The sequence below is a fragment of the Micromonospora sp. PRAS1 genome (assembly GCF_059553435.1).
Window position 1 is genome coordinate 234,925 of sequence record NZ_JCANNB010000003.1, and the last position, 18,150, is coordinate 253,074.

At 71.4% G+C, this 18,150-nt stretch carries 14 protein-coding genes, 1 pseudogene and 1 riboswitch; of the genes and pseudogenes, 10 read left to right on the forward strand and 5 right to left on the reverse strand.

Translation table 11 applies throughout. The features are described 5' to 3' along the window. Window positions 1–18: 18 nt before the first annotated feature. Genes AC507J_RS04855 through AC507J_RS04875 form a run of 5 tightly spaced genes read left to right on the forward strand, consistent with a single transcriptional unit; the run spans window position 19 to window position 6,994 of the window. Window positions 19–1,509 (forward strand): FtsW/RodA/SpoVE family cell cycle protein, encoded by a 1,491-nt coding sequence (locus tag AC507J_RS04855; RefSeq protein WP_496287826.1) that lies wholly within the window; start codon window positions 19–21, stop codon window positions 1,507–1,509. Further along, entirely contained in the window at window positions 1,506–3,011 is a 1,506-nt protein-coding gene (locus AC507J_RS04860) for a peptidoglycan D,D-transpeptidase FtsI family protein (protein ID WP_496287827.1), read from the forward strand. Before AC507J_RS04855 ends, AC507J_RS04860 begins: the two co-directional genes overlap by 4 nt. A 1-nt stretch (window position 3,012) precedes the next feature. Next, entirely contained in the window at window positions 3,013–4,440 is a 1,428-nt protein-coding gene (locus AC507J_RS04865; RefSeq protein ID WP_496287828.1) for a serine/threonine-protein kinase, read from the forward strand. Continuing rightward, window positions 4,437–6,281, forward strand: a complete 1,845-nt coding sequence (gene pknB / locus AC507J_RS04870) for a Stk1 family PASTA domain-containing Ser/Thr kinase (RefSeq protein ID WP_496287829.1) — start codon at window positions 4,437–4,439, stop codon at window positions 6,279–6,281. The genes AC507J_RS04865 and pknB overlap by 4 nt, the downstream gene beginning before the upstream one ends. A 29-nt stretch (window positions 6,282–6,310) precedes the next feature. Then, window positions 6,311–6,994 (forward strand): SanA/YdcF family protein, encoded by a 684-nt coding sequence (locus tag AC507J_RS04875; RefSeq protein ID WP_496287830.1) that lies wholly within the window; start codon window positions 6,311–6,313, stop codon window positions 6,992–6,994. Between the two features lie 39 nt (window positions 6,995–7,033). Here AC507J_RS04875 and AC507J_RS04880 read toward each other — a convergent pair whose 3' ends face one another. From AC507J_RS04880 to AC507J_RS04895, 4 genes and pseudogenes are all read right to left on the reverse strand, one after another. Then, on the reverse strand, window positions 7,034–7,681 hold the full coding sequence (locus tag AC507J_RS04880; RefSeq protein ID WP_496287831.1) for an aminodeoxychorismate/anthranilate synthase component II: 648 nt from the start codon (window positions 7,679–7,681) through the stop codon (window positions 7,034–7,036). A gap of 8 nt (window positions 7,682–7,689) precedes the next feature. Next, the gene (locus AC507J_RS04885) at window positions 7,690–7,986 is read right to left on the reverse strand and encodes a hypothetical protein (protein WP_496287832.1); all 297 of its coding nucleotides are present in this window, start codon (window positions 7,984–7,986) and stop codon (window positions 7,690–7,692) included. A 2-nt stretch (window positions 7,987–7,988) separates the two neighbouring features. Continuing rightward, window positions 7,989–9,349: pseudogene (locus AC507J_RS04890) on the reverse strand (class E sortase); the annotation flags it as partial. A gap of 985 nt (window positions 9,350–10,334) precedes the next feature. After that, the gene (locus AC507J_RS04895) at window positions 10,335–11,135 is read right to left on the reverse strand and encodes a DUF881 domain-containing protein (protein ID WP_496287833.1); all 801 of its coding nucleotides are present in this window, start codon (window positions 11,133–11,135) and stop codon (window positions 10,335–10,337) included. Between the two features lie 222 nt (window positions 11,136–11,357). On the opposite strand from AC507J_RS04895, the gene AC507J_RS04900 reads away from it, so the two are divergent. From AC507J_RS04900 to AC507J_RS04915, 4 genes are all read left to right on the forward strand, one after another. After that, the gene (locus AC507J_RS04900) at window positions 11,358–11,621 is read left to right on the forward strand and encodes a cell division protein CrgA (RefSeq protein WP_204035300.1); all 264 of its coding nucleotides are present in this window, start codon (window positions 11,358–11,360) and stop codon (window positions 11,619–11,621) included. Between the two features lie 271 nt (window positions 11,622–11,892). Then, a complete protein-coding gene (locus tag AC507J_RS04905; protein ID WP_496287914.1) occupies window positions 11,893–14,115 on the forward strand; it encodes a (Fe-S)-binding protein in 2,223 nt (740 codons plus the stop codon). 254 nt (window positions 14,116–14,369) lie between these two features. After that, window positions 14,370–15,383, forward strand: coding sequence for a C40 family peptidase (locus tag AC507J_RS04910; RefSeq protein WP_496287834.1), 1,014 nt, complete (start codon window positions 14,370–14,372; stop codon window positions 15,381–15,383). 185 nt (window positions 15,384–15,568) lie between these two features. After that, a riboswitch (cyclic di-AMP (ydaO/yuaA leader) is annotated at window positions 15,569–15,706 on the forward strand. A gap of 54 nt (window positions 15,707–15,760) precedes the next feature. Continuing rightward, on the forward strand, window positions 15,761–16,759 hold the full coding sequence (locus AC507J_RS04915; protein WP_496287835.1) for a C40 family peptidase: 999 nt from the start codon (window positions 15,761–15,763) through the stop codon (window positions 16,757–16,759). A gap of 147 nt (window positions 16,760–16,906) precedes the next feature. Here AC507J_RS04915 and dcd read toward each other — a convergent pair whose 3' ends face one another. Further along, window positions 16,907–17,485 (reverse strand): dCTP deaminase, encoded by a 579-nt coding sequence (gene dcd / locus AC507J_RS04920; RefSeq protein WP_341718325.1) that lies wholly within the window; start codon window positions 17,483–17,485, stop codon window positions 16,907–16,909. Window positions 17,486–17,560: 75 nt separating this feature from the next. Between dcd and AC507J_RS04925 the strand changes: the two genes are divergently transcribed. Then, entirely contained in the window at window positions 17,561–18,103 is a 543-nt protein-coding gene (locus AC507J_RS04925) for a pyridoxamine 5'-phosphate oxidase family protein (protein ID WP_496287836.1), read from the forward strand. The last annotated feature ends 47 nt before the right edge of the window (window positions 18,104–18,150 follow it).

Here is an 18,150-nt window from a genome sequence, read left to right on the forward strand (position 1 = left end):
ACCGACCCGAGGACGATCGTGACCGCAGCGGCCACTCCGGCAACCTCGCCCGCCACCGCGGGTGAGCGGCCCGGCGTACGCCTGGCCCGATCCCGGCGCAACGCCGAGCTGTCGCTGTTGTTGCTGGCGATGGCCCTGGTCGCCGCGTACGGGGCAATGGTCGAGGCGAAGGTTCTCGACACGGTCACCCCCACCTTCTGGGTGCCGGCCGCCGCGCTCACCGCGGTGTTCCTCGGCATACATCTGGTGATCCGCTTCCTGGCGCCGTTCGCCGATCCGGCCCTGCTGCCGGCGGTGGCCCTGCTCAACGGGCTCGGCGTCGGCTTCCTGCATCGGCTGGACCTGGCCCGGGCGGCGCCCGAGGAGCGAGCCGACCTGGCCACCTTCGCCGGCACCGGTGGCCGGCAACTGGCCTGGACGCTGGTCTCGGTGATCCTGGCAGCCGGGTTGCTCGCCGTGATGCGCGACCACCGGTCGATCTCGCGCTACGCGTACACCCTGGGCCTGGCCGGCATCGTGCTGGTCATGCTCCCGGCGGTGCTGCCGGCCAGCATCTCCGAGATCAACGGCGCCAAGCTCTGGGTACGCATCGGCAGCTTCTCCATCCAGCCCGGTGAGTTCGCCAAGCTCGCCCTGCTTGTCTTCTTCGCCTACTACCTGGTCCGCAAGCGCGAGGTGCTGTCGCTGGCCAGCCACCGGTTCCTCGGCATCGACTTCCCGCGTGGCCGGGACCTCGGCCCGGTGCTGGTGGTCTGGGTGATCAGCCTGCTGGTCCTGGTCTTCGAAAAGGACCTGGGCACCTCGCTGCTCTACTTCGGCATGTTCGTGGCCACGGTCTACATCGCCACCGAGCGGGTCAGTTGGCTGCTCATCGGCCTGGTCCTCTTCTTCGGCGGCGCCTACCTGGCGTACGTGCTCGGCGACGCGGTCGGTGGGCCGTTCGCGAACTTCTACCTGCGGGCCCAGATCTGGCTCGACCCGTTCGCCAAGCCGTACGACGACGGCTACCAGTTGGTGCAGGGGCTGCTCGCGCTCGGCACCGGCGGGCTGTTCGGGGCCGGACCGGGCGGCGGCCAGCCGCTGCTGCTGCCCGAGGTGCAGAACGACTTCATCTTCGCCGGCATCGGTGAGGAGATCGGCCTCTTCGGCCTCTCCGCGCTGCTGGTGATCTACCTGCTGATCGTCGAGCGGGGGCTGCGGGCCGCCCTGGCGGTGCGGGACTCCTTCGGCAAGCTGCTCGCCGGTGGCCTGGCGTTCACCCTCGCGCTCCAGGTCTTCGTGATCGTCGGCGGGATCAGCAAGTTGATCCCGCTCACCGGCCAGACCACGCCGTTCCTCTCCGCCGGTGGCTCGTCGCTGATGGCGAACTGGCTGCTCATCGCGGTGCTGCTGCGGGTCTCCGACGCCGGGCGCCGGCCGGTCACCGGCGTCGGTGGCAAGGTGAACCGGCCGGGCGGTGGCCCGCCCGAGCAACTGCACGGTGCTCCCACGGAGGTGATCAAGCCGTGAACGCACCCCTGCGCCGGGTCGGTGTCGTCGTCATCGTCCTGTTCGGGCTCCTCTTCGCCAACCTGAACTGGATCCAGGCCTACAAGGCCGACGAGTACCGCACCAGTGACTACAACGGTCGGGTCCAGGTCGCCAAGTACGACCGCAAGCGGGGCAACATCGAGGCGGGCGGGACCGCTCTTGCGGTGAGCAAGGAGACCGACGGGGAGCTGAAGTACCTGCGCACCTACCCGGGCGGCGCGAAGTACGCGCACGTGCTCGGGTACGAGCCGGTGAACGGCTCCGCCACCGGCCTGGAACGGGCCGAGAACGACTTCCTCGCCGGCACCAGCGACCAGCTCATCGTCAACCGGCTACGGGACATGGTCACCGGTGACCGGACCGCCGGTGGCAACGTGCTACTCACCCTCTCGAAGCGGGCCCAGGACGTCGCGTACGACGAGTTGCGCAACAACAACCGGGGAGTGTCCAAGGGCGCGGCGATCGCCATCGACCCGCGTACCGGAGCCGTGCAGGCGCTGGTCTCCATGCCCAGCTTCGACCCGAACCCGCTCTCCAGCCACAACACCAACGAGGCGAGCGCGGCGTACAACAAGCTGGAGCAGGAGCGCAACCGTCCGCTCCAGAACCGGGCGTTGGGCGAGGTGCTTCCGCCGGGCTCCACCTTCAAGATCGTCGTGGCTGCGGCGGCGCTGGAGAACGGGATCGGCAAGGAGACAAACATCTCGGCCGGCCCGAGCTACACCCCGCCCACCTCCGGCCAGTCGATCACCAACGCCGTGCCGTCGATCTGCCCGCAGGCCCAGGTGACCCTGATGAAGGCGGTCACCGACTCCTGCAACACCGGCTTCGCCAAGCTCGGCGTGCAGCTCGGCCCCGACGTGATCAAGGAGAAGGCCCGGGCGTTCGGCTTCGAGCAGGAGGACCTGACCGTCGGTCGGCTCGGCGAGAACGGGCACTCCGTGGCGGCCAGCCGCACCGGCACCATGGAGAACCCGGACGGCGGTGCCGACCCGGCGGCGCTGGCCCAGTCCTCCATCGGGCAGCGGGACGTGCGGATGACCCCGCTGGAGGGGGCCATGATCGCTGCGGCGGTCGCCAACAACGGCAGCCAGATGCGGCCCTATCTGGTGCGGCAGTTGCTCGCCCCGGACCGCACCACCGTCTACGACACCGCGAACCCGCGCGAGCTGCGCCGCCCGGTCAGCGGTCAGGTCGCCGCCGACCTGCGGGACATGATGGTGAGCGTGGTGGAGAACGGCACCGGCCGCAACGCGCGGATCAACGGCTACACCGTGGGCGGCAAGACCGGTACCGCCCAGTCCGCGCCCGACCGGCCGGACCACGGCTGGTTCATCGGCTTCGCGCTCGACTCCGACGGTAATCCGGTCTCCGCGGTCTGCGTGGTGCTCGAAGAGGCCGGCAGCGGCGGCAGCGCGGAGGCCGCGCGGATCGCGGGGCAGATCATGCGGGCCGCCATCGCCGAGCCCGGAGGGCGCTGACATGCTCAGTCCCGGAGTGCAGCTCGGCAACCGGTACCGCCTCGACGAGCGGATCGCCAGCGGTGGCATGGGTGACGTCTGGCGCGGCACCGACCAGGTGCTCGGTCGTACGGTGGCGGTCAAGAGCCTGCTTCCGGCGCTGCTGGACGAGCCCGGCTTCGCCGAGCGGTTCCGGGGCGAGGCCCGGACGATGGCGACGATCAACCACCCGGGCGTGGTCGACGTCTACGACTTCGGCAACGACCAGCACATCGCCTTCCTGATCATGGAGTACGTCGAGGGCGATCCGCTCTCGGCCACGCTCAGCCGGGTCGGCCGGCTCACCCCGGCCCGGACGATGGCTCTTGTCGCGCAGGCCGCCGACGCGCTGCACGCCGCGCACGTCAAGGGCATCGTGCACCGGGACGTGAAGCCCGGCAACCTGTTGGTACGCCCCAACGGCACGCTGGTGCTCACCGACTTCGGCATCGCCCGGTCGGAACTCGTCGGCCAGCTCACCGCGGCCGGCTCGGTGCTCGGCACCGCCTCGTACATCTCGCCGGAGCAGGCCACCGGCCAGGTGGCCACCCCCGCCTCCGACGTCTACGCGCTCGGTGTGGTCGCCTACCAGTGCCTCGCCGGACGGCGGCCGTTCGAGGGTGACAATCCCCTCGACATCGCCATGCGGCACGTCCGGGAGGCCCCCAGGGTGCTGCCGTCCGACATCCCGCCCCAGGTCTGCGCGCTGGTGGAGCGGGCGATGGCCAAGGACCCGAAGGACCGCTGGCCGAGCGCCGCGGTGCTCGCCGGGGCGGCCCGGCAGTTGAAGGCGGCGCTGTCCCGGCAGGCGCGTGGCGGTGGTCAGGCGGCACCGATCTCGGCCGCGCCGGCGTCGCCAGCCCCCGGCCGGGCCCAGGTGCCATCGCGTGCTCCGGCCGCGCCGCACGCTCCGCTGGCTGGCCCGCACGCGTCGGCGGTGCCGCACCGGCCGGTCAACGCACCTTCGCCGAACCGCGCGCCGATGGCGCAGCCGCCGAACCGCGCACCGATGGCACCCCCGCCGAACCGCCCACCGGTGGCGCAGCCACCCCGCCCGACCGCGGTCGCTCCGGCGGCCACCGGTTATCCGCGCGGCGCGGCCACCGTCCCATCCGCCTACCCCCCGCAGCCCGCGCCATCACGTAACGCACCCAGGCGATCACGGCCTGGCATGGTGTTCCTGGCCATCGTGCTGGGCGTACTGGTCGTGGTCTGCTCCGGCGTGGTTTCCTACAGACTGCGGAACAGCCTCAATGTCATGCCGGGCGGGGCGTCCGTGCCGGTGGCGACCTCCGAGGCGCTGCGACCGGACGGGCGAGACGATCCGGCCGGCACGGCGTACCGTCGACTGGATCAGTCCCGACCGGACGGCGACGAGACGACCACGAGCGAAGGACGACAGACGCGATGACAGCCCAGGCCCGCCTGCTCGGTGGCAGGTACCAGGTCGGCGAGCTGCTCGGGTACGGCGGCATGGCCGAGGTGCACCGCGGTCGCGACCTGCGGCTCGGCCGGGATGTCGCGATCAAGATGCTCCGGGCTGATCTTGCCCGGGACGCCACCTTCCAGATGCGCTTCCGTCGGGAGGCGCAGAACGCCGCCTCGCTCAACCACCCCGCCATCGTCGCCGTCTACGACACCGGGGAGGAGCAGGCCCCCACCGGCGAAACCCTCCCGTTCATCGTGATGGAGTTCGTGAACGGGCGCACCTTGAAGGAGGTGCTCGGCGCCGAGGGCCGGTTACAGCCCCGGCGGGCGCTGGAGATCTGCGCCGACATGTGCGCGGCGCTGGAGTTCAGCCACCGGCACGGCATCATCCACCGGGACATCAAGCCCGGCAACGTGATGCTCACCCAGACCGGCCAGGTCAAGGTGATGGACTTCGGCATCGCCCGGGCGCTGGCCAGTGGTGCCACCACGATGACGCAGACCAGCGCGGTCATCGGCACCGCACAATATCTCTCTCCCGAGCAGGCCCGGGGCGAGGCCGTCGACGCCCGCTCCGACGTGTACGCGGCCGGCTGCGTGCTGTTCGAGCTGCTCTGCGGCCACCCGCCGTTCGTCGGCGACAGCCCGGTCAGCGTCGCGTACCAGCATGTCCGGGAGGCCCCGCCGACGCCGAGCGACCTCAACCCGGACGTCAACCCGGCGGTCGACGCGATCGTGCTCAAGGCGCTGTCGAAGAACCCGCTCAACCGCTACCAGAGCGCCGGCGAGATGCGGGCGGATCTGCTCCGTGCGGCGGCTGGCCGGCCGGTGATGGCGACGCCGGTGATGCGCGAGGACGAGACCGTGGCGATGGCCGCGGCGGCCCCGGGCTATCCGGCGGCCGGTGCGACGCAGACCCGGCAGATCCCGGCCCGGGTGGGTGACCCGCGCCAGCGTCGGGCCTCGTCGTGGCTGATCGCCGTCTTCGCCGCGCTCGGCGTGCTCGCGGTGATCGCCCTGGTCGCCGCCCTGTGGCTGAACCAGCGGGATCCGGCGGACGTGCCGGTGCCGACGCTCACCGGGATGACCCAGCAGGAGGCGTTCGCCCAGATCCAGCAGGCCGGCTTCCAACCGGCGCTCGGCGATGAGGTGTTCGACAAGGACTGCGAGAAGGACAAGGTGGCCAGCCAGGCCCCGGCCGCCGGGGAACGGGTGGCACCGGACAGCACGGTGACCGTTTCGATCTGCGGCGGCGCGCCAGAGGTGACCATCCCGTCTCTGGTCGGCAGCACCCAGGCCGCCGCCGAGGAGCGGCTCGAGGAGCTGAACCTCAAGGTCAAGATCGAGGAGGAGGACGACGCCGCCGCCAAGGGGCAGGTGCTGGCGGTCGACCCGGCCGAGGGCGAGAAGGTGGCCGAGGAGACCACGGTCACCCTGACGGTCTCGAAGGGGAACGTCGTCCGGGTGCCGAACGTGGTGGGTCTCAGCGAGGCCGACGCGAAGAAGGCGTTGAAGGACGCCGGCTTCGAACATTCGGTGGAGATCGGTCCCGAGGTGCCCGCCGCAGAGGCCGGCCGGGTCACCGACCAGAACCCGAACGCCAACGCCCAGCGCACCAAGGGAAGCAGGGTGACCATCTTCGTGTCGGTGGAGGAACCGGAAGACCCGGAGCCGCCGACCCAGAGCCCGACCGGTACCCCCACCCCCACCCCGACCCCGCCGGACGGGGATGACGACGGCGGCGGTGGTAACGGCGGTGGTGGTAACGGTGGCGGTGGTCCGGTCCTGCCCACCGCCCCGCCGTTCCGCCTGCCCGGCGAGTGACAGCCGAGGACGGCACCGAAGAGCCGTCGGTGACCGACCCGCCGCGCCGGGCGAAGCGGTGGCGGTGGCCGGTCCGGGTGGCGGCTGCCGGGCTGACCCTGTTGCTGCTCGTCAGCCTGCCCTGGCTCTGGACGACGACCGCCGCCCGGGGGCACCTCCACCCGGCCGACGAGGCACCGAGCACCGATGTGGTGATCGTCCTCGGCACCGCGGTCACCGAGGCCGGACGCCAGCCGGGCATCCGGCTGGCCGGCCGGCTGGAGACCGCCGCCGAACTCGTGCACAGCCAACGGGCCCGGGTGGTGCTGGTCTCCGGCGACGGAGGCGGGTTGTCGGGTGACGAGACGGCGGCGATGACCGCCCACCTCACCGGGCAACTCGGCGTCGATCCTCGCCGGGTCGTCGCCGACCCGCACGGCCTGGACACCTACGACAGCTGCCTGCGGGCCCGCGAGGTGTACGGCGTCGAGCGAGCCCTGATCGTCACCCAGTCCTACCACCTGTCCCGGGCGGTGACCCTCTGCCGGCAGTTGGGCATCGACGCCGACGGGGTGCCCGCCCGCTGCTCGGGCTGCGGCCGGGCGCTGCTGCTGGAAAAGGCGGTACGGGACTACTTCGCCAGCGGCAAGGCGGCCTGGGACGTGCTCCGGGGCCGGCCGGCCGCCGTCGACTCGCCCGCGCACGCCGGCATCACCGACGCGCTCACCAACTGACCGCCGCGTCTGGTCAGTTGGTGAGGTGCGGGCTCGACCTCAGGCGGCGAACGCGGCTCGACGGCGGGCGTCGACCTCGGCGGCCAGTTCGGGAGCGCGCTCCAGCGCCTCGGGATGACCACAGCTGGCGAGCCAGTTGGCCAGCATCAGGTGGCCGCCCTCGGTGAGCACCGACTCCGGATGGAACTGGACGCCCTCGATCGGCAGGGTGCGATGGCGCATCGCCATCACGATCCCGCCAGCGGTCCACCCGGTCACCTCCAGCTCCGGCGGCAGCGTTTCGCGCAGCACCGCGAGGGAGTGGTAGCGGGTGGCGGTGAACGGGTCGGGCAGGCCGGCGAGGACGCCGGTGTTGTCGTGCCGGACCTCCGAGGTCTTGCCGTGCAGCAGCTCCGGGGCGCGGGTGACCGTGGCACCGAACGCCTCACCGATCGCCTGGTGGCCAAGGCAGACGCCGAAGATCGGCACCTGCCCGGCGTACGCGCGGATCAGGTCGAGGCAGATGCCGGCCCGGTCGGGGCTGCCCGGCCCGGGTGAGAGCAGTACGCCGGCCGCACCGACCCGCCCCACCTCGGCCAGCTCGATCTCGTCGTTGCGCCGCACCTCGCACTCGACACCGAGTTGGCCGAGGTACTGCACCAGGTTGAAGACGAACGAGTCGTAGTTGTCGATCACCAGGACGCGCATGGGCCTCACTAGTCCTCGTCCGGTGGCGGGCTGTTGTTCCGCTCGGTGTCGTAGGGCAGGTCGTGCTCGTCGCCGGGCGGCGCGTCGTCGGCCGGTCCGTCGCCGGGCACCCCGTCACCGGGCGCGCCCGGCACTCCGGAATCCTCGGTGACCTGCACGTCGCTGCCGGTGAAGGGGAGCAGCGGCTCGGCCCAGGGGAACACCACGTACCAGAGCAGCGCCACCACCGTGGTGACGAGCAGCAGGCTGCCGGCGAGCTTGCCGGGCAGCCCGAAGGGGAGCTTTCGCCAGATCCAGCCGTACATGGTCAGGCCCCCAGCTCCGCCGGACGTCCCTCGGACTTCGGCTGGGTACGCGTCAACTCGGCGTGGACGATCAACCGCTCGTAGTTGTCGAACTTGGGATTGCAGGTGGTCAGGGTGAGCATCTTCTTGGTCGGCTTCTGGCCCGGTCGGCCCGGAACCGGGGCGACCACCTCGACCTGGGACGGCTTCACGATGTGGTTCTCGGTGACCTGGTAGATGTACCACTCGTTGCGGCCCTCGACGAGGATCGGATCGCCCTTGCGCAGCTCGTCCAGCCGCCAGAAGGTGGCCCGGTTCCGGTGCCCGGCCACGGAGAAGTTCCCGACCTCACCCGGCATGGCGCTGTCCGGGTAGTGGCCCGGGGCGTACCGGATGTCCTTCTGGGTGACGCCCTCGACCACGATCCATTCCTTGTCGATCTTCGGAATGGCGAGCAGCGCGATCGGCTTGCCGTGTACCGGTGGCCTCGGCTTGCTGGAGGGGCTCGCCGAGGGGGCGACCGTGGGATCGCCCTCCGGGCCCCAGGCCTGCGCCAACTGCTCGCTCAGATCGCCCTGGTGCGCGTCGACGATCGCCGACTTGCCCCAGATCTCATAGCCGGCGAAGAGGAGCACCACCAGGCCGAAGGTGATCAGCAGCTCGCCGCCGAAGCGCAGGCCGGTCCGGACCCGGGACCAGATCGAGGGGCGGGTCAGCTCCGAGTAGACGCTCTTGTAACCCTCATCGGTCTGCTGCGCGCGTAGCTGAACCACCCGGTCGCCGCGCCGCGGCTTGGGTTGCTCGGCGGGTTCGTCGGCACCGTCCGCCGGATCCCCCTCCTTCTTCGGCGGCCGGGGCACCGCTCCCATCAGCGCGGTCGAGTCAAGCGCGGGCTGACCGCCCGGCCTGGTGGCACCGGTGACCGCCGGGATGAGCGCGGTGGCCGCCGGATCCACCGGCCGCTCCGGCGTCGCCGGTCCGCTCGGCCGGTTCGGCGGGTTCGGGCTGCTCGGCTGGCTCGGTGCACCCGGCCCGGTCGGGCTGCTCGGCCGGATCGGCGCAGCCGGGCCAGCCGGTTGGTTGGTCACGGCCAGGGCGGCTGTCGGTGCCTCGGCGTGGTTGGCCGCGTTCGCCGTGGTCGGCCCACCGGCCGGGCCGGGGCGGGTCGCCTCACCAGGTCGGCCGAAACCGGCGGGCGCGCCGCCTCCGAGCGGCGGCGGGGCAGCCGCTTGGGGGCCGGGCCGCTCCGCGGGCCTGGTCGCGGCGTCGCCGATCTTCGGCATCAGCGCGGTCGGACCCTCGATCGACCAGCCGCCCTGGTCGGCGCTGCGGTCGGTGGTGGACCGTGCGGGCTCGGCGCCGTGGACGCCGTTGGCTTCCGTCGGCCGGGCCGGCGCTGCCCACGGCTGCTGGTTCTGGTGCTGCTGAGCGGCGGACGCCGAGGGCGCGCCGGACCCCTGCGGGGCACCGGGGGTGGGCTGGGCCGCGTACGACTGCGGTGCGCCCGGCCGCTGCTGGCCGTGGCCGAGCTGCTCGGCGGGCTGCGTGCCCTGGGACATCCAGCCGGGCTGGCGCTCGTGCCCGGCGGACGGCGGCTGCTCGTGGCCCCGCCCGCCCGGCGGCGGCGTGCCGTTCGTCGGCGAGCTGCCCGGGGCGGCCCGCAGCGCGGCGGGGTCCGGCTGGGCCGGCCCGGCAGCCGGCTGCGGCGGCCCGAGATCCGGTTGCCGCGCGGCGGGGGGACGGCTCGGCTGGAAGGCGTCCCGCCAGGGGGCCGGCTCGCCAGGGACGCCGGACTGACCGGCCGGCGAGGCGGCGCCGTTGCGCTGGTCGGCAGCGCCCGCGCCCGGTCGCCAGCCGTTGTGGTCGGGGCGCTGGCCGGCGGACGCGTTCCACCGGTCCGCTGTCGGCTGCTGCCGGGCCGGCGCGGCGTCCCATTGACTGGTCGCGGCGTCCCACCCGCTGGCTGCCTGCTCCCGATTCGGCTGGGTGTCCCAGCGGCTGGCGGCGGCTGCCTCGCGGTCGGGTTGGGCATCCCAGCGGCCGGGGGCGGTGGCCTGCTCGCGGTTCGGCTGCTGGGCGTCCCAGCGGCCGAGGTCGGTCGACCGCTGGGCCTCGGGGGCCCGGTCACCGGGGCGCTCAGCGGGACGCGGTGCCACCGGGTCCGGCCAGGGCAGGGTCGTACGCGGTTGGGCCGGTGCCGGCTCCGGGCGCTCGACCTTGGGTATGAAAGCCGTGGATTCGTCGGCCTCGTCGCGGTGCCGACCGTCGGGTTGTTGGCTCATGACGGCACTCCGCTACGCTCCGCGCGGTCACGAGGCACCGACGCACCGAGTTGATGATTCGCTTGCTGCCGCTCGCTCATTCCGGCCTCACCTCGGCACCTCGGCGGAGCGCAGGGTGGTGGAATCCTCGAACGCGGGAACGGTGACGGTCGACTCCTTCTCGGAGTAGCCGAGCTGATAGTTCTCGACTGCGTCCCTGAACCACCGGACTCCCTCGGAAGCGGCGAGGGCCTGCCGGAGGGCGGCGGGATCGCCAATTGCTACGATCTTGAAAGGTGGGGAGTACACCCGCCCGTGCAGCAGCAGGGTGTTACCGACGCAGCGTACCGCGCTGGTGCTCAGGACGCGCACGTCCATGATTGACATGGCTTCGGCGCCGCCGGCCCAGAGCGCGTTGACCACCGCTTGGACGTCGCCCTGGTGGACGACCAGGTCGTCGTTCTCGACCCCCTCGGGCAGGCTGCCGAGCTGCGGCGCGTCGTTGAGTTCGACCGTCAGCCCGGGGCCGGTGAGCGCGGTGAAGCCGGCAACGCCGAGACTTGCGCTGGCGCGTTCCTGCTGTTCCTTGATCGTGCCGTCCGAGTCGGCGAGGTCGGTCGTGCGACTCTCGACCTCCCGGCGCAGCCGGGCGGCGCGTTCCTCATTGGCGGCCACCTGGGCGCGCCGGTCCTCGATCAACTCGGTGAGCTGCGGGCGCCGGTCCTCGCGCAGCGCCGTTCCGCCGGCGGTGCTGGCGGTGGTCGTGAAGAGCAGGCCGGCGGCGGCGGCGATCACCGGTACGCAGATCGACCAGCCTGGTCGGCGTTGCCGTGGCCGGCGAGGCAGCAACCCGGCGACGAGCCGCCGCAGCGCCTTCTGCCACGAGGCCGCGCCGGACGTGTACTCCACGGACCGTTCCCCCTGTCCCCACCTGCTGCACCCGCGCGATGCGGGCTCCAGCGAGAGCCGTCGGGCAGCTCGTTTCCGGTCTGCCCGGTACCGGTCTGGCCCCATTCGTGGATTGGACGAGCCTTCCGGACTACGCTAGCTCTCGAACATTATTGGCCATGGACCGTCGCCCTCGCGCCCGGTTGCAGGCCGGACGAGGTCGTAACCCCTCTGGAGAGCGTCGTGCCCAAGTCTCAGGTCCGCAAGAAGAAGGTGTACACCCCGCCCACGGACGTCCGCCCGACGGCGACAGCGGCGACGCGCAAGCCTAGCCCGCTCTGGCTGCCGGTCTCGGCGGTGTCGCTCATCGTGTTCGGCATCGGCTGGCTGGTGGTCTACTACCTCTCCGAGCAGGAATACCCGGTCATGGAGCTGGGCTACTGGAACCTCGCGGTGGGCTTCGGTGCGATGGTCGCCTCCCTGATCCTGCTCTCCCGCTGGCGCTGAGTCACGCGCGGGGCCGCACCCGGCACCGCGAGCCGGCCAGGGCCGCCCGGCGCGGATCCTGAGGACCTCCTAAGGTGGGCGCAGGGCGACGTGGCCCCGGGTGCGAGAAGACTCACGTTACTCTCGGGTAACTTTGTGCGTAGGCTGCACTGCATGACCGAGCGGAGCGAGGTCATCGACCGATCCGGTTGACGGCGCGGTGCGGTCGACCGCTCGCGCCGACCCGGTCGCCACGCCCGCTCGACAGGCAGCAGACCGGGAGGCCAACTCGATGGGCAGCGTCCAGATCGTCACCACGATCCTCGCGGCGGCCATCACCGCCGCGGCGGTGTGGCTTGCGGTGCGCGCGGTCATGCAGATGACGGGCGTGATCCGGCTGGGTCAGCCCGACCCGACCCGCTTCGGCGACCAGGCCAGCCGCACCAAAACCATGCTCGCGGAGACCGCCGGGCACACCCGGATGCTCCGCTGGAGCGTGGTGGGTGCCGCGCACTGGTTCGTGATGGTCGGCTTCATCGTGCTGTCGCTGCTGGTGCTCGAGGCGTACTTCGAGGTGGTCTCGCCGACCGGCGGGTTGCCGCTGATCGGCAGCTGGACCCTCTACGGCCTGGTCACCGAGTGGATCGGCATCCTCGGCATCGTCGGCATCGTGGTGCTGATCGCCATCCGGCTGGCCAACCGGCCGAACCGGGCCGGCCGCCGGTCGCGGTTCACCGGCTCCACCATGTGGCAGGGCTACTTCGTCGAGGCCGTCGTGCTGGCCGTCCTGATCATGGGCTTCCTGATCCGTGGCTTCAAGGTCGCCACCGACCACTTCGAGTACCCGGCCTGGGCCACCCCGCTCAGCCACGCGGTCGGCGCGGCGCTGCCGGGCTGGGAGGCCGGGGTCAGCGTCGCCGCCCTGATCAAGATCGCCATCTCGATGACCTGGCTCATCGTGATCTCGCTGAACGTGACCATGGGGGTGGCCTGGCACCGCTTCCTCGCCTTCCCCAACATCTTCTTCAAGCGGAACCCGGGCAGCGCCGGCTCCGGCCTCGGCGCGCTGCGGCCGATGATGAGCGGCGGCAAGCCGCTCGACTTCGAGGAGGCCGACCCGGAGTCCGACCAGTTCGGTGTCGCCCAGGTCGAGCAGTTCACCTGGAAGGGTCTGCTGGACTTCAGCACCTGCACCGAGTGCGGCCGGTGCCAGTCGCAGTGCCCGGCCTGGAACACCGGCAAGCCGCTGTCGCCGAAGCTGCTCGTGCTCAGCCTGCGCGACCACGCGTACGCCAAGGCCCCCTACCTGCTGGCGGGCGGCGGCAAGGACCTGACCGGCGAGGAGAAGGCCACCGCCGCGCAGCTCGCCCACGTCGACGTACTGGCGCTGGCCGAGGCGGAGAAGCCGCTGATCGGCGACGCCGAGGCGGGCGGTGTGATCGACCCGGACGTGCTCTGGTCGTGCACCACCTGTGGTGCCTGTGTGGAGCAGTGCCCGGTGGACATCGAGCACGTCGACCACATCGTGGACATGCGCCGCTACCAGGTGCTCATCGAGTCGAGCTTCCCGTCGGAGGCCGGCGTGATGCTGCGCAACCTGGAGAACAAGGGCAACCCATGGGGCGCCCCGCAGAACACCCGCGAGGACTGGACCAAGGGCCTCGACTTCGAGGTGCCGCGGGTCGGCGAGGTCGAGGACTTCGAGTACCTGTTCTGGGTGGGCTGCGCGGGTGCCTTCGAGGACCGGGCCAAGAAGACCACCCGGGCGGTGGCCACCCTGCTGAACGAGGCGGGCGTCTCCTTCGCCATCCTCGGCGAGGGCGAGACCTGCTCGGGTGACCCGGCCCGGCGGATCGGCAACGAGTTCGTCTTCCAGATGCTCGCCCAGCAGAACGTGGAGACCCTGAACGAGGCGTTCGAGGGGCGGGAGAAGGCCAAGCGCAAGATCGTCGCGACCTGCCCGCACTGCTTCAACACCCTGGGCAACGAGTACGGCCAGCTCGGCGGCGAGTTCGAGGTGGTGCACCACACCCAACTGCTGGCCCACCTGGTCGCCACCGGAAAGCTCACCCCGGTGCAGCCGGTCGACGGCGGGGTGACCTACCACGACCCCTGCTACCTCGGTCGGCACAACCGGGTGTTCACCCCGCCGCGCGAGGTGCTGGGCAGCGCCATCGCCGGTGGGTCCGGCGGCGGTGCGGACGGTGGCGGTCTCGTCGAGATGCCGCGTAACAGCGAGCGTTCCTTCTGCTGCGGCGCCGGTGGCGCGCGGATGTGGATGGAGGAGCGCATCGGCAAGCGGATCAACGTGGACCGGGTGGAGGAGGCCATGTCCACCGGGGCGCGGACGGTGGCGGTCGGCTGCCCGTTCTGTTCCACCATGCTCAGCGACGGCGTGAACGGCAAGGGCGCCGGTGAGCAGGTCGAGGTGATCGATGTGGCAAGCGTCCTGCTCCGGTCGGTCAAGCCCGAGCAGTCCCCGACCGCCACGGCGCAGGAGTCGGTAGGCGGCTGACCCACGACCCGTACGCGGGGTGCGACGGTACCTTCACCGGTGCGGCCGCACCCCGTTTACGTATTGGCCCGGATAACTGTTACGGGAATGGTCGACACCCTTTGTATTCGACCGGTAGCGCAAACGTGAATGGGCCGTTGGTTGCCTTGATTCCGCACCACGCCTTCCCTACTCTTGGGCACCGACCGCCGTAGGTCGTCTGTCCCGCCCCCTACCGCTCGCGGGACGCCCGGTGGTCGGTTGCAAAGGAGTCGGTGCCGGTGGCAACCATGCCCCTTCATCGTCGCGCGCCCGGACGCTCCCGCCGTCCCGGTGGCCTGCACCGGGCCGCCCGCCGGCTGGTCGTCCTGGTCGCCGCCGCCGCGGTCGGAGCTGGCCTGCTCGCCGCCCCCGCGTACGCGGAGCCGTCGGTCGAGCAGATCGAGGCGGAGATCGACAAGCAGTGGCAGCGACTGGAACCCACAATCGAGCAGTACAACAAGGTGCGGTCCCAGCTGAAGGTGAACCGCGAGAAGTCCAAGACGATCCAGAAGAAGATCGAGCCGCTGGCCCTGGAGACCGAGCTGGCGATGAACCGGGTGGGTGACATGGCCTCCCGGTACTACATCACCGGCCCGTCGTCCGACCTCGGCGCGGTGCTGCTCAACGCCAAGCCGGACACGCTCGGCGAGCAGATGGCCTTCCTGAACCGGCTGGCGGCGCAGGAGCGCCGCGAGCTGGAGGGCGTCATGAAGGTCAAGAAGAAGTACGACGACCAGAAGGCCAAGCTCGACGCCCTGATCGCCGACCAGGAGGCCAAGGAGAAGCAGCTGGCGGCGAAGAAGAAGCAGATCGACGCCGAGATCAAGCGGCTGGAGAAGTCGCTGCCGGTGACCGTGGTCAAGACGACCAACTGCCCGACCATCAAGGACGTGGTCAGCGCGGCAGCGCGGACCGCCATCCAGGTCGCCTGCGCCCAGGTCGGCAAGCCGTACGTCTGGGGTGCCACCGGGCCGAACTCGTTCGACTGCTCCGGGCTCACCCAGTACGCCTACAAGGCCGCCGGCATCCACCTGACCCACTTCACGGGCGCCCAGTGGAGCGAGAACAAGGCGGTTTCCCGGGCCGAGGCCCGGCCGGGCGACCTGGTCTTCTTCCGCAGCGACGTGAGTCACGTCGGGCTCTATCTGGGTAACAACCTGATGGTGCACTCGCCCCGCGCCGGCAAGCCGGTGAACGTCTCGCCGATCACGACCATGCCGATCGCCGGCTTCCGCCGCCCCGGCTGATCCGCGCCGCTGAGCGGTAGCACAGGAACGAACGAAGGCCCCGGGTCAAGCGACCCGGGGCCTTCGTCGTTGTCGGATTTATGCACCGACAGTGATGGCGTGGGTGTGTTGCGTATCGACGTGGATCGTCCCTACGCTGGGCAATCGCCGGCCGGCTGGCAGCTCCGCCCACCGAGGGCGGTAACGGTCCGGCACCGCCGAGTCGTTCTGTCGAGCGAGCCGGGGACCCAGGTACCCGGGGTGAATCCGCGACGCTCGCGGTAGGGCGCCCCCTTCCCGCCCGAACCCGTCAGCTAACCCGGTAGGCGGTATCGGAAGAAGGAGTACGGAGCCCGGTGGCACACCATGCCCCGCGGCCACCGTCACGACGGCCGGCGATGCCCGGTCCGACGACGGCTGCGCCGCGTTTCCGCTGGTACCGCTGCACCACCGCACTCGCCGCGCTGACCGCGACCGCCGTCATCCTGACCGGCGGCGCGACGGCGGCGTACGCCGACCCCAGGGTCGCCGACATCGAGCGCCAGATCGACGAGGACTGGAACCGGCTCGAACCCGTCATCGAACGGCACAACGCCACGCGGCAGGACCTGGCCGTCAAACGGCGGCAGGCCGATGCCCTGGCCGTCCGGATCGCCCCACTGCAACGGCAGGTTGACGAGGCGATGGATCGGGTCGGCAAGCTGGCCGTCCGGGCCTACAAGGGCGGCACGGTCCGCGTGGTCAACACGCTGCTGGGCAGCAGGTCGCCCGGCGAGGTGGTCGAGCAGCTCGGCCTGCTCGACCGCTACGCACAATTCCAGCAGGAGGACGTACGGCAGGCGCGCGAGCTGCGCGACGAACTGGCCGCCGCCAAGGGTGCGCTGGACCGCAGCATCGACCAGCTGGCGAGCACCGAGGCCGAACTCGGGCAGAAGCGCCGGCAGATCGACGCCGAGATCGACCGGTTGCAGCGGCTGCGGCTGCGGGCGTACGGCAAGGGGGGTGGTGGGCCACTGCGCCCGGCACCCTGTCCGGCCGGCTACCCGGGCGGGCCAGCCGGGAAGGCGGTCACCTTCGCCTGCGCCCAGATCGGCAAGCCGTACGCCTGGGGCGCCGAGGGACCGAACGCGTACGACTGCTCCGGGCTGACCCTGGCCGCGTGGGCGCGCGCCGGAGTGACGCTGCCGCACAACGCGGCGCGGCAGCGGCAGGTCACCGCGTCGGTCAGCCGCAGCGCACTGCGCCCGGGTGACCTCGTCTTCTACTACCGCGACCTGCACCACGTCGGCATGTACGTCGGCGGTGGCTGGGTGGTGCACTCCTCCCGGGCGGGGCAGCCGGTCAAGATGAAGCGGATGGACGACAGCCCGATCCACAGCTTCGGCCGACCCGGCTGACGCGGCTCGCGTACCACGGCCGGGTCCGCGCCTGCGACGGCGCGGGCCCGGCCGTTCAGGCCGAGGTCGATGGCGGTGGCATCTTCATGCGGGGCGGCACGGCGGCTCGCACCCTTTCGGCGTGGCGGGCGATCGTTCCGGTGGGCCTCAGCGGACCGGCCAGGTGCGCCAGTTCTGCCAGGCGCGGCTCGGTGTCGGGCCGCGCTGCCCCTGGTAGCGCGAGCCGTAGACGGCCGAGCCGTAGGGGTGCTCGGCCGGGGAGGAGAGCCGGAAGATGCAGAGCTGGCCGATCTTCATGCCCGGCCAGAGGGTGATCGGCAGGTTGGCCACGTTGGAGAGCTCCAGCGTGACGTGGCCGGAGAAGCCGGGGTCGATGAAGCCCGCAGTGGAGTGGGTGAGCAGACCGAGCCGGCCCAGGCTCGACTTGCCTTCGAGCCGCCCGGCCAACTGGTCGCCGAGGGAGATGACCTCCAGCGTGGAGGCGAGCACGAACTCACCCGGGTGCAGCACGAAGGGCTCACCGTCGGGCACCTCGACCGGCGAGGTCAGATCGTCCTGCCGGGTAGCCGGGTCGATGTGGGTGTAGAGATGGTTGTTGAAGACCCGGAACAGCTTGTCCAGGCGTACGTCGATGCTGGATGGCTGCACCAGGGTGGGCTCGAAGGGCTCCAACGCCAGGGCGCCCGCCTTGATCTCGGAGACCAGGTCGCGGTCGGAGAGCAGCATCGACACACCATAGCGGTACGGGTGACCTGCGTGTCGGACTACCTGCTTAGAACGTATGTTCGATAAGATGTGGTCATGGCTTCCTGGTCCGAATTCGCCGCTGACGAGCCCCGACTCGCCGACGGGATCCGCGTTCTCATGCAGCAGTACGGCCCTGGCTTCGGCTACCTGGCCACGGTCCGCGCCGACGGCGGGCCCCGGGTGCACCCGGTCTCCCCGGTGATCACCGACGACGGGCTCTTCTGCTTCGTGATCGACTCGCCGAAGCGGCGCGACCTGGAGCGCGACGGGCGCTACGCGCTGCACTCGTTCCCGCCCGAGGAGAGCGACGACGAGGCGTACGTCGCCGGTCGGGCCCGGCCGGTCACCGACGACGCCACGGTGACCCGACTGGCCCTCGCGGCCCGGGCCGCCCCGCACGCCGACTGGCGGCTCTTCGAGTTCACCGTCGACGTGGCGATGCTCGCCCGGCACGAGCAGGTCGGCACCGGCGCGCCGGGCGACCTGGTGGGGCGACCGGCGGTCCAGGTCTGGCTCGACCCGGCTGGCACCGCCACCGAAGCCAACCGTCTCGCGCCGCTGCCGGCCCGCTCGGGCCGCCACGCCCGCGCGGCCTGACGACATGCGGCCGGTGCCGGCCCCGATTCCCGAGGCCGGCACCGGCG